Origin of the sequence: Desulfosporosinus shakirovi, from assembly GCF_020595055.1 — a bacterium.
In the GTDB taxonomy this organism is placed as follows: domain Bacteria; phylum Bacillota; class Desulfitobacteriia; order Desulfitobacteriales; family Desulfitobacteriaceae; genus Desulfosporosinus; species Desulfosporosinus shakirovi.
Genome location: NZ_JAJDOO010000002.1, coordinates 204,947 through 216,902 on the forward strand (window position 1 = coordinate 204,947; position 11,956 = coordinate 216,902).

An 11,956-nucleotide genomic window follows, 5' to 3' on the forward strand; every position below is an offset into this window, starting at 1 on the left:
TTCATATGTGATTGCACCATTTTTAACTAACTTACATTACTCAAGGAGGGGTACTCAATGAAAAATAGAGCAGCCTACATGACCGGTCTCAACAAATTGGAAATCCGGGAAATCGAAATCCCTGTACCGAAAGAAAAACAAGTCCTTGTAAAACTTGAATATGTAGGAGTTTGCGGGTCTGACGTGCATTATTTGGAACACGGGAAAATAGGAGATTTTATCGTCAGTGGTGATTTTATACTGGGTCATGAATGTGCGGGAACAGTAGCTGCCATCGGATCAGGTGTGGAAAATCTCAAAGTTGGAGATAAAGTAGCTTTAGAACCGGGATGTACTTGTGGTCAATGCGAATTTTGCAAAACAGGCAGATACAATCTTTGCCCGGATGTAGAATTCTTAGCCACACCACCCTATCATGGTTGCTTAATGGACTACATTGCATTTCCGGAAAACATGGCCTTTAAGCTGCCAGAAAATATCTCAACTAAAGAAGGTGCCCTTGTTGAGCCATTAGCAGTTGGCATGCATGCCGCAGCTCAGGGTAATGTTAAGTTAGGAGATTCAGTGGTGATCCTCGGCTCAGGTACTATAGGTCTTGTTACACTTCTGGCGTGTAAGGCCTTTGGTGCAACGGATATTACAGTTGTGGACGTTATTCCAAAAAGGTTGGAATATGCTAAGAAACTGGGAGCAACCACCGTTTTAAATGCCAAAGAAGTGGATGTTTTAGCTGAAATCGATAAACTTACGAACAAAAAAGGCGTCGATATTGTTATCGAAACTGCTGGGTCTACCCAAACAATTGCTCAAACCCCTTATCTTGTCAAGAATGGTGGATGTATCGTTCTTGTTGGCATGGCGCCTCAGGATACTATCGAATATAACTTTGCAAAAATTATGGCTAAAGAAGCGGAAATAAAATCCGTCTTTCGTTACAGAAATATCTATCCTCAAGCCATCGATGCAATTTCAAAAAGGATTATTGATATCTCTGGAATTATTACCCATGAGTTTGATTTTGAAGATGTTGCCAATGCTTTTGACTTCGCAATTAACCATAAAGAAGAGGTTGTTAAAGCTGTTATAAAAATCGGCTAAATCTATTTCTACCAATATTCGTAGACTGCTAAACCAGGAGGGATGCGCGATGCAATATTTACTGGGCGTTGATTTAGGGACCTCGGGTACAAAAACTGTGTTGTTTGATCTTGCCGGAAACGCCATCTCTTCAAAGACGATTGAATACCCATTATATCAGCCAGCAAATGGTTGGGCAGAGCAAGACCCTTCTGATTGGTGGAATGCGACATGTAATGGTATTAAATACGTTATTAAAGAGAGTGGTATTGATGCCTCCGGAATTGCCGGAATAGGTCTTTCCGGACAGATGCATGGACTTGTAATGCTCGATAAAAATGGAACCATCTTGAGAAATTCAATCATTTGGTGCGATCAGAGAACAGACAATGAATGCCAGCAAATGAATAAAATAATCGGTGAAAAAAGGCTTATTGAAATTACGGCCAATCCTGCACTTACAGGTTTTACTGCTTCTAAAATTCTCTGGGTTCAGAACAATGAACCTGAAGTTTATGAGAAATGTGCTCATATTTTGCTTCCTAAGGATTATATCCGCTATATGCTTACGGGTGAATTTGCTACGGAAATGTCAGATGCTTCAGGTATGCAACTTATGGATATTCCTAATCGTTGTTGGTCTGATGAAATATTATATAAATTTAATATCGACAAGTCTATGCTGGGGAAGATCTATGAATCGCCAGATATTACAGGTAAGGTACACAGAAGGGCAGCAGACTTAACGGGACTTCGCGAGGGCACAATCGTTGTGGGCGGTGCAGCGGACAACTCAGCTGCCGCAGTTGGTACAGGGGTTGTAAGGGCGGGGAATGCTTTTACGACCATCGGGACTTCCGGGGTAATTTACGCCATTTCAGATGATGTTTCCATTGACCTTAAGGGCAGGGTGCATACATTTTGCAGTGCCGTACCAGGGAAGTGGACGGTCATGAGTTGCACCTTGGGTGCCGGTTTATCTTTGAAATGGTTGAGAGATACTTGTTGCTCTGAGGAAATGATGGAGGCTGAAAAACTAGGGGTTGACCCTTATGTTGTCATGAATACCATGGCCGAACAAGTTATGCCAGGAGCAGGGGGATTAGTTTATCTACCCTACTTGATGGGGGAACGATCTCCTCATCCGGATCCTTATTGCAGAGGGGTATTTTTCGGATTGTCTGCTTCGCATAATCGCGCTAACATGATTCGTGCCGTAATGGAGGGGGTAGCCTTTTCCCAGCTTGAATGTGTTGATGTCTTTAAGGAAATGCGAGTTAACGTAGAAGATATGATAGCCTGTGGTGGCGGAGGAAGAAGTTCCGTTTGGAGACAGATGCTTGCAGATATGTACGGTTGCCCTGTAAGCACCATCAAAGCGGATGAAGGGCCTGCCTTTGGTGTAGCGATACTAGCAGGAGTTGGAGCAGGAATCTATGATTCAGTAGAAAATGCCTGTGACAATTTAGTTATTAAGAATAGTATCCAGAAGCCAAACTTTTCTACCCGAAAGGTGTACGATGAGTATTATCAGCTTTATAAGAAATTGTATATTGATTTAGAGGGGTCATTTAAGTATTTATCTAAACTCCCAAAATAAGTCTGTGAACGGCAGGGTTACAAGAGAGCTTTGTAGTGAACCTACTCAGTATAATGACAGGGGTTATAACGAAACTATTGTTTCGTTATAACCCCTTAAGCTTTCTGTGAAATACCTCAAATCACTATTCTCTAAGGCATTTCAGGTTATCTTGGCGAGTTCAATTCTTCTGATATGTAAATTCCGCAGTTCTGGGACATATCGTGCGAAGGTTGCGCCTCCTTGAAGCGGAGTTCTGGTGCTATATCTGCCACTGGCGGGCTGGTGTATTAATCAAATGTATGAATACTGATGCAAGGGTCATTTTTCAAGACGAAATATCTATTTTCCCGGTCAATTATATTAGCCGCTTTAAACTCTTTAAGCGCCTGAATGACCATAACACGCGAAGAGCCAATCATATCGGCTAATTCCTGCTGGGTAATTTTTAGATCTATCAACGTCGAGGTTGACGATTTTTGTCCATATTGTTCTGCTAAACGATAAAAAAGTTGCAACAATCTCTCTTTTACAGGTAGTCCTGCTTCTTTTCCCAATTTCAACATGGTTTCATAACGTTTTTGCCCTAAGTAGCCAATAATCCTCATGGCAAAGGAAGGATCTTGTTTGATTAACGCCTCAAATTGGAGTTTACTGAAACAGCATATGCAAACATCTTCCATGGCTATGGCGCTTGAATGCTCATTTTGTTCTTGATATAAGGACAATTCACCTAAGACTTCACCGGGTCCGCATATATCCAGAATTGTTTCATTGCCCTCTTCTGTAGTTTGTACGAGTTTCAGCTTACCCGATTTTATAAGGTATATGGTACTTGTGGCCTCTCCTTGACGAAAAAGGTAGTGTCCTCTGGACAATCTCTTTCTTTGCGTACATTGGCACAAGTTTGTAAGTTGATCTTGTTCCAGTCCCTGAAATAGGTCCAATTGCTGCAGACAGATGATGCAACGCTTCATACTTTTCCTCCTCATGTATCAACGGTTGCTATAAATTGAGTATATCGGAAAATGCCCGATACTACTATAATACTTGAAAACCTGAAATGCACAATAATTCCGCCTGTCATAAGCGGAATTATTGTGCATTTTCGGAAAAATTTACAGAAGTACTTCTGCTTTTTCTGCCTTAAATAAAATCATTTTCTCCTCTATACATGCTTTGCCTGTAAGCCTGAAGCCTTTTGGGCCACCTTCCATAGTTGCTATTATAACCTGCATCATTCCGTTATCTTTGATGTTCTGCTGAGTGATCTCCATCTTGTAGATACCAAACCCTAGTACGTCGGCTTCTCTTATTTCCGCTACTTTTCCAACCACGATCATGTGTGGTTCTCCATGGACAGAAGCAGTTGTAATAGGAATAAACGGAGCCTTTGATATTACATCTTTAATCTCTTGAGTTATAACCATTTAAATTCACTCCTTGTAACTTTTAGTGATTATGTCACTTAACTTTATTGGTGTAAGTAGAGGTTGCTTTGTCTAAAGCTTTCTCTAGAGTTTCAACCACATTCTTTTTGAAAACTGACAGATCAACGCTCTCAATTTCGATTGGCACCTGTGTATATTCGAAAAAATCTAAGATAGCCTCATCATTGAACTCGGAAACACCGGTGTCGAGGAGCAAAATTTTATCGTAGAAACCAAAATTCTGCCTAGCGTCAATTTCGTCCCAGCCTTGTGCTTGAATGAAAATTTTTCGCCAATTTTCCAACCAACCTTGAGTAAGGTAAAATATCTTAACCGATTTTTCTAGTTTCTCCTGTCTCTCCTTACCTAAAATCAATTCAATACAATTCCTGGGCTGCAAGCTAATAACATGATATTTTTCTGTGAACTCGCTCATCTCAGGATGGCACATAGAGCCAAAAAAGAGGACCGTCTTTTCTTCGGTCGAATTATCATTTAGCGCATCGGTGATGCCAGCTTTCAGTTTTTCATAGTCTACATGCAAAGCTGGTGCTGTATAGATAACTTTAAACACGGCATCAGATGTCCATTCGGTTCTTATTTCCTCTAGAACCTGCTCAAGCTCCAGTTGGAAAATACCGCAGGCAACAATGCGTACCTCCATATTAATATATCACCTCTTCTCTGAGCATCGTTGTACTATAAGTCATTGGATCTAACAACCAGACTCGTCTTATGTGATCTTAACATGGGGCAAAAAAGATAAATGTTAAATAATTAACAAAAAAGGAAAAAATAATGGTTGTTGAAAAAGGACGTTGGGGAATAAAGGTGTAACTCAGCAAGGCGAGAAGGTAACGATCTCCTTTGATCCGCAAGGCGGAACATTTGATAATAGTACAACGGAAATCAGGGAGAGGTAGAAGAAGCTAGAGGCCGGTGACCGCATTTATGATGACATATCTTTAACGCACAATGAAGTGAGATTATTACGCTGAAAACTTATTGTTTAATATATAAGTAACCTAATATTCTGTTGGAATATTTATTTTAAAGATACCTATTGGAATATTTTCAATTTGTGATTAATATTATAATTGTATACATTAACCATATGTTATTATAGATTGTTAAAATTGGTTTATTATACAAATTGACGTAGTATTTTGCTCGTGCTATTATATCAAAGTAATAGAAAGTGCTATGGAAACGTATATTATTGAAATATCGTAATGATTAATTACATTAATTGAGGTGATCATGAAAAAACTCCTTTTTTTGTTGACATTAGTTTTAATCATGTTAAGTTCGATTGTGGCAGGAACGCTGGCTATGTATACTGTCTCCATTGACAACTTGGCTGAGGGCAGTGTAGTTGCCAAAGAGTTCATCTTTGTTGGGGAAGGTACGGATACCTTTCAGCAGGGACTGAAAATAGCGCCGTCTGAGACAACTCAGTGGCAGTTCAAGGTCAAAAACTATGAAAATAATATCGTATCAGAAACAGATATGTACTACAAACTTACCTTTAATGTGCAAGCTGTGTCAGGTAAAAAAGCAATAGAACCATTAAAAGTCACCGTCAAGGACTCGAAGGGCAATGCGCTTAACAGTGTGACGGGAGTGGGAAGCTTTGCTGTGGTGGGATTGTTTCCTCTTGCGGTTAATGGCCAGGAGCAGAATTACTTGGTGGAGATATCCTGGCCGGATGAGGGAGCTTCCGACGTTAAGTATTCAGGCGGCAATTACGGAACGAAGATTAATGTGGATGCTGTTGCTTCCCAGAGCCCTTTCAGTGCTGTTGATCCGGGAGACCCTTCCCAGGGGGTCGATGTGCGTTATGAGACAACAACCCCGTGGCAGAACGGACAAAGTGGTATTTATCAGTATAACTATAAAGTCACCATTACCAATAATACTTCTGAACCTATCAACAATTGGAGCATTGGCTTTTTCCTTCCCACAGACAAGCTGACTGAGGTTTGGAGTAATGCCAAACTGGTATCTGATTCGCCACCGGGATACTACAAATTTATCAACCCTGGGTATAACAACCAGGCTACAGATAATATATTGCCGGGACAAAGCGTGTCTTTCGGCGGTCCGGCAAAAGGGATGGGTACTGAGGCAATTCAAACTATCAGTGTTGGTGGAAGCAATATAAGCGATATCACCAATGTGGATTTAACTTGTCAATTTGGCATGGCTCCCTGAACTAAGGGATACTGAGCCGATTATATGAATGCGATGAGGAGGAGGGTAAATGAGGAAAAAGATTCTCTTGCTTCTTGCCTTAAGCGCTGTACTATTTGTTTCCTTAACCGTTGGCACCCTTTCCAACTATACAAGTGTTACCAGTTTCGGTACGAGCATTTACCCTGATTTTCACACAAGATAAAGAACCGATAAACCGAATTCAAATCAATAATCAAATCGAATATGAAAATTGGAGGAAAAATGATGAAAAAAGTACTAACGATTGTCGCACTTGTCTTGATTTTATCGACATCCGTGATCGCAGGGACACTGGCAATGTATACGACGACTATTGACAACATTGCGGAAGGCAGTGTTGTAGCCAAAGAATTTATTCTAGTAAAAGGCGGTACGGATACTTTTACGAAAAATGTAAAAATAGCCCCGTCTGAAACAGTGGATTGGCAGTTCAGTGTGAAAAACTATGACGGTTCAGTTATAAGTGAGACGGGGATGGATTTGGATTTTGCTGTGGATGTTATGGCGGAGAACGGCAAAAGCATGATTGCTCCGCTGGTAGTGACCGTTAATAATTCCAACGGCGACATTGTTGGCACTGTAAACTCAAGCGGTAAAATAGTATTTAACGACGAATTCGCGTTGAGCGCAAGCGGACAAGAGAAAACCTATACTGTATCTGTTAACTGGCCCAGCGATAATAACTTAGATATCAGTTATGCTGGAGCAGATTATGGAACAGCCGTTAAGGTGTCTGTAACCGGTAATCAGAAATAAAGGCAGATGAATCGTTAAAATTTCTAAACAGGGCACGAGTACCTTCATGGACTCGCGCCCTGTTTATATGTTCAATGTGTCGTGCTCTAATTTTTTATATGTCCATAGGACATAATATAAGGGAGTAATCCTTTGAGCTATACCGGATCCTCGAAAAGAAGGTTGAGGCATGACAGAAACAAAGTATACGACCCAGGAACAAATAGAGGCAATGCGACAAGAAATCCAACGTGAAAAAGAAAAGATGGCGGGAATATCTTCAGGAAAAGAACCGTCCGGAGGCCTGCTGCCGCAAAGAAGGCAGGCTATGAAAACAGTCGGTGGGGCTATATTTTTAGCTCTCTGCTTACTCATTGTGTGGTCCATTATTTCGATCCAAATGACAAAGAGCAGGGGAGAAATTCCCAACATCCTGGGTTTTCAACTTTTTGCTATAGAGTCCGGCAGTATGGAGCCTACGCTGAAGATCGGAGCAGTGATTGTCAGTCGGAAACCTAAAAACCCGGAAAATCTCAAAATAAATGACATTGTTACATTTAAAACCTTATCCAATGCTATTGTCACCCATCGGATTATTGAGGTGGTTGTTAATGACGACGGCAGTGAATCTTACCGTACAAAGGGGGATAATCCGGGAAATTCAGCGGATCAGGAACTACTCACCTCAAACCGGGTGATCGGAGTTTTTGTTGCCAAAATACCCTTAACCTAAAGCAAATCTTAGGGGAGAAATAGAGATGAAACATGGTCCTCAACGGATTGTAATGATGGAAGGCATCTCCTCCGGCGAACATTTTTTGGTTGGTGGAGAGATACCTCGGCGAGTGTTGGACGACATCACCCTGTCGATCAGAAAGGCGGAAGCCTGGGGTATCAATGGGACGTCATTATTTGAGATCAGATTGTTGCTGGAAATCATGGCCAACATCAGACCCTATGACAGGGGTAAATGCGCTTTGATCGAGCGGGGCATGATGAGGCGCAAACGCGTGATCTTAAGACATGTCTTTTATATCGGAAGCTCCGAAATGCTTTACAACAATATGAATGTGCTGGAATTTCTGATGTTCGCTACCGCCAAGTTCAAGATCGATAAGGTGGTGCTTCAGGAACAGATTTTTGAATTAATTATAACTATAGGACTGGGCCACCTTTCCCTGACACCCAACCATATGCTGACTCGAGAGGAAAAGGCCGTCATCACCTTAATTGCGGCCGCATACTCGGACAGTCTGATGATCGTATTCAATCTTCCTGAATACGTATGGGATGAAGTGCTCATTGATGCTATCGCCCAGATCACAAGCTTTATCAGGGAGCGGGGAAAAACCCTGATCATCGCAACACAAAACTGTCTTTTGATCGAGAAGGCTTGTTCCCATACGGCAATACTGCAGGATGGACAATTAATATTCAACGGCACGGTGGAAGATTTTCGTTTGAATTTTGACAAAGTGGAAGTGATTATCCGGGATAAAGCTGTCCACGCCGTGAGGGAAAAACTCGCCCTGTTGTTCCCCGCCTATAAGCTAGTCTCCAAAGACGACAGCCTGATGATTAGTAGCATTGGTTCAGAAACAATTGACCATGGAGCAATCTATAAAAAAATCCTAGAATCCGGCTTTACGCCAGACTCAATAGAGATTAATCCTAAAACAGTGGAAAATGCCTATAAGGAGCTTATGCGGCAGCATGATTTATAAAAATAGTTATTTCAAGAAAGAACTTCGTCAAGCCTACATGGGAAATAAAGTCAGCACTAATCGAAAAATGGCCTCTGCTCTCTTTCTGGGCCTTTTTTCCTTTGCTCTTTACTTTGTGGTTCAGACTCTCCAGAAAAGCGTGCTTTCCGATGTTGTTCCCGAAATTATGCAGGCCAGTTACTTTTCCACAGTTTACCTTTACATTCACATAGCTGCTGTTTTTAATATCATCTATTTCATTGCCTACTATGACTATCTTTTTTTCTCGGAAATCAGAAACAACTCTTGGTATCTCTTGATTCAAATGGGCTATCAGCCGGGGATCATGTTTATTGCCAAGTTTTTTGCCCTAATGTATTCTGTGATCCTGATTTATTCCGTTGGCTTTGTGGTGACGATAATCCTCACCTTTCTGCTGAAATACACCTTTATAGTGTCCTATCTGCCCACCCTTTACTTAGCAGGGCTGGGAGACCTTCTCCTCATCACGATCCTTTCTATGACGTTTTCCCTCTACGCTAAGACTGTAATTAATGGCCGTTATTGGACTTTCTTCTCCGCCGCGCTTGTCTTCGTGCTAAAAATAACGTTGGGACAGTATGCAATCATTTCCAACCGTGTGTCAATGCAGAACATCTTTACTCTGTTCGATGTGAAGCTATCATCCTATTGGCCGGTTGGGGTGGTGATCATGATGGCTTGCTGCCTGATATGTCTGTTTCGGAGCAAAAATTTGGCCAAGTACTACAACCTTCCTACCGACGCAGCCATCCTGCCGACAGGTATGGAACTTGTAGAAATCGATTCCAAAACGGGCAAGCAGAAATTGATCGGCAGCAAGGCCAAGCAAGGATGGCGCGGCCGAATCGTCGATACGGTGACCACCCTATTCCTGATTGTTTTCATTTGTGCTGCCCTGGCCTTTAATTTCTTCATTATTTTGATCAATGCATCCACACCTGGTCAAGAGGTCACCATACGTGGAGTGATCCCCTTTGTGTTTAGCACCAGTACCATGCAGCCGGAGATTATGATCAACGATCTGGCCTATTTTCAGAAAATAGATGTCCAGTACCCGATCAAGGAAGGGCAAATCATTCTTTTTGAAGAGAATAATGTGCTCTTTGTAGAAAGGGTCATTACCACGAAAGGAAACCAATTAAACGTGGATATTGACAATTATCCGCCCATGTCCCAGATTGGGGCAATGAAGAAAACAGTGACACGACAGGCCGTACACGGCGTATACAGCGGCAGGAACCGCTGGCTGGGAGCGCTGATTCTTTTTGCCAATACCATTGTGGGCAGGTTGCTCTTTTTGCTGGTTCCGGCGGTTCTGTTGTTTTATCAGGGACAGATTTATAAGTATTTCAAAAAGGATTATAAGTAAAAGTAGAAATCCAAGGTATTGTTTTAGCGAATCCTATTTGTCACTCTGTAATGTTAACCAATCAATAATTTAATTGAGGTTGCTTTGGATTGGTGTTATTGCTATGGGATATGATGGGGAGTTAATCTCGGTTGGAGGAGCTTATTAACAGAAAAAATAGCTCATTTTCAAATTGACATATGTAGATAATTTATATAGTTTTAATATGGCGTTAATTAACGTTGTTATAAGCTCAAATAATACATGGTCGACAAAATAGGGGGAGTGGTTCATTTGAAACGAGATGCAATAATTGGCGGAGTCATGGGGGTAATTATCGGCGACGCTTTAGGGTTACCTGTCCAGTTCATGACGAAAACAGAAATAAAGAAAAACCCGATCACGGATATGACAGGGGGAGGTGTCTTCGGACTTGAACCGGGAGCGTGGTCGGACGATAGTTCTCTTACACTCTGTCTGGCTGAAAGCCTTTATGATGTGGGCTATAATCCCGCTGATATTGCTCGGCGTTTTGTGATGTGGTATCGTGATGGCTATTTGACCCCGTCGGGCAAGTCCTTTGATGTAGGCGGAACGACAGAAATAGCCATGAAGAGATTGATCCATGGTGTCGCTCCATTTAAAGCGGGTCCTACTGATGCTAAAAGTAATGGGAATGGAAGCCTGATGCGAATTCTTCCGGCAACCCTTTTTTTCGCCCATGAATCTGATTACACTCTGATTCAACGGATATGTGAAGTTTCCAAAATAACGCACGGACATCCACGCAGCCAATTGGCCTGCAGTTTGTATTCTCTGTTCGTGAGAGAATTACTAAAAGGTAGCACTCCCCAAAAAGCCTATGACACCATGCTGCTTAAATCTCAAACTGTGTTTTTTATAGACCGCAAAATTGGTAAGCAATTAAGTCATTTTAAACGTATTATTAGCGGTGAACTTCCCGATCTTGATGAACGTGATATAAAATCGGGGGGGTATGTAGTTGAATCCTTGGAGGCTGCTCTCTGGAGCTTTCTCACCACATCGTCGTTTGAGGACGCAGTGCTCAAAGCAGTAAACTTAGGTTGGGATACGGATACAGTGGGAGCAATTACGGGTAGTATGGCTGGTGTTCATTATGGGTATTCGAACATTCCCGATCATTGGCTGAGGAAACTATTAGACTATGAAAAAATAATGAGTCTAACTAATCAATTTGCAGAACGGGTATTACAAACAAAGTGATTAACTTAAGGCCTGTGATGTGTAGAGTTTTCAAAATCAATTTAAATTACTTATTGACAACATAAGTTAAAAATGCTAACATAAAGTTCTGGCTTAAACGGCCACTCAATCTGGCGGCATAGCCAAGTGGTAAGGCAGAGGTCTGCAAAACCTCTATTCCTCAGTTCAAATCTGAGTGCCGCCTCCAATCAATTTGCCGATGTGGCGTAACTGGCAGACGCACGGGACTTAAAATCCCGCGGAGTAACATCCGTACCGGTTCGATTCCGGTCATCGGCACCATACAGACTACTTAGCAAACCTCGAAATCCTTTGATTATGGATTTCGGGGTTTTTTATACGTGGGTTGGACGAAGGTTACACCCTTACCGGGATGGCCTTAATAGGGAGTTAAAAACGATGTACAGTAAACCAAATAGTTAATGTCAGACCCGGCCGAACTTGTCCCAGAATCTTACGCGCGTAAGATTCTGGGACAAGCCCGAGGAGAAGGCTCCCACCCTTGTCGGGATTGCCCAAATTCTGATTTTAGAGCCTTCCGTCATTGTATGCTTTTGAAGTA

12 protein-coding genes and 2 tRNA genes are annotated in these 11,956 nt (G+C 41.8%); 11 read left to right on the forward strand and 3 right to left on the reverse strand.

The window, feature by feature from the left end; translation table 11 throughout:
- Nucleotides 1–57 precede the first annotated feature (57 nt).
- Together LJE72_RS03045 and xylB are read left to right on the forward strand one after the other, a co-directional pair.
- Nucleotides 58–1,098 (forward strand): NAD(P)-dependent alcohol dehydrogenase, encoded by a 1,041-nt coding sequence (locus tag LJE72_RS03045; protein WP_229246155.1) that lies wholly within the window; start codon nt 58–60, stop codon nt 1,096–1,098.
- Between the two features lie 49 nt (nt 1,099–1,147).
- Nucleotides 1,148–2,677, forward strand: a complete 1,530-nt coding sequence (gene xylB / locus LJE72_RS03050) for a xylulokinase (RefSeq protein ID WP_229246156.1) — start codon at nt 1,148–1,150, stop codon at nt 2,675–2,677.
- A gap of 269 nt (nt 2,678–2,946) precedes the next feature.
- Here the strand turns inward: xylB and LJE72_RS03055 are convergent, their stop codons facing one another.
- The 3 genes from LJE72_RS03055 to LJE72_RS03065 form a co-directional block, all read right to left on the reverse strand.
- Nucleotides 2,947–3,633 carry a Crp/Fnr family transcriptional regulator gene (locus LJE72_RS03055; RefSeq protein ID WP_229246157.1) on the reverse strand — a complete coding sequence of 229 codons (687 nt, stop codon included), beginning with the start codon at nt 3,631–3,633 and terminating at the stop codon, nt 2,947–2,949.
- A 141-nt stretch (nt 3,634–3,774) separates the two neighbouring features.
- Entirely contained in the window at nt 3,775–4,086 is a 312-nt protein-coding gene (locus LJE72_RS03060) for a pyridoxamine 5'-phosphate oxidase family protein (RefSeq protein WP_229246158.1), read from the reverse strand.
- Nucleotides 4,087–4,120: 34 nt separating this feature from the next.
- Entirely contained in the window at nt 4,121–4,750 is a 630-nt protein-coding gene (locus tag LJE72_RS03065) for a DUF1638 domain-containing protein (protein WP_229246159.1), read from the reverse strand.
- 596 nt (nt 4,751–5,346) lie between these two features.
- Here LJE72_RS03065 and LJE72_RS03070 point away from each other — a divergent pair.
- The 9 genes from LJE72_RS03070 to LJE72_RS03105 all read left to right on the forward strand — a co-directional run bounded on the left by LJE72_RS03070 (nt 5,347) and on the right by LJE72_RS03105 (nt 11,676).
- The gene (locus LJE72_RS03070) at nt 5,347–6,300 is read left to right on the forward strand and encodes a cellulose binding domain-containing protein (RefSeq protein WP_229246160.1); all 954 of its coding nucleotides are present in this window, start codon (nt 5,347–5,349) and stop codon (nt 6,298–6,300) included.
- A gap of 49 nt (nt 6,301–6,349) precedes the next feature.
- On the forward strand, nt 6,350–6,484 hold the full coding sequence (locus LJE72_RS26140; RefSeq protein WP_282437818.1) for a hypothetical protein: 135 nt from the start codon (nt 6,350–6,352) through the stop codon (nt 6,482–6,484).
- A gap of 62 nt (nt 6,485–6,546) precedes the next feature.
- Complete coding sequence (locus tag LJE72_RS03075) at nt 6,547–7,077, forward strand: hypothetical protein (RefSeq protein WP_229246161.1); 531 nt, start codon at nt 6,547–6,549, stop codon at nt 7,075–7,077.
- 169 nt (nt 7,078–7,246) lie between these two features.
- Nucleotides 7,247–7,789: a signal peptidase I gene (locus LJE72_RS03080; RefSeq protein WP_229246162.1), complete on the forward strand. Its 543-nt coding sequence runs from the start codon at nt 7,247–7,249 to the stop codon at nt 7,787–7,789.
- A 25-nt stretch (nt 7,790–7,814) separates the two neighbouring features.
- Nucleotides 7,815–8,780 carry a P-loop NTPase family protein gene (locus LJE72_RS03085; protein ID WP_229246163.1) on the forward strand — a complete coding sequence of 322 codons (966 nt, stop codon included), beginning with the start codon at nt 7,815–7,817 and terminating at the stop codon, nt 8,778–8,780.
- Nucleotides 8,770–10,170, forward strand: coding sequence for a S26 family signal peptidase (locus tag LJE72_RS03090; protein ID WP_229246164.1), 1,401 nt, complete (start codon nt 8,770–8,772; stop codon nt 10,168–10,170). The genes LJE72_RS03085 and LJE72_RS03090 overlap by 11 nt, the downstream gene beginning before the upstream one ends.
- Before the next feature lie 273 nt (nt 10,171–10,443).
- Nucleotides 10,444–11,394 carry an ADP-ribosylglycohydrolase family protein gene (locus LJE72_RS03095; protein WP_248286177.1) on the forward strand — a complete coding sequence of 317 codons (951 nt, stop codon included), beginning with the start codon at nt 10,444–10,446 and terminating at the stop codon, nt 11,392–11,394.
- Nucleotides 11,395–11,506: 112 nt separating this feature from the next.
- Nucleotides 11,507–11,581: transfer RNA gene (locus LJE72_RS03100), tRNA-Cys, on the forward strand.
- An 8-nt stretch (nt 11,582–11,589) separates the two neighbouring features.
- Nucleotides 11,590–11,676: transfer RNA gene (locus tag LJE72_RS03105), tRNA-Leu, on the forward strand.
- The last annotated feature ends 280 nt before the right edge of the window (nt 11,677–11,956 follow it).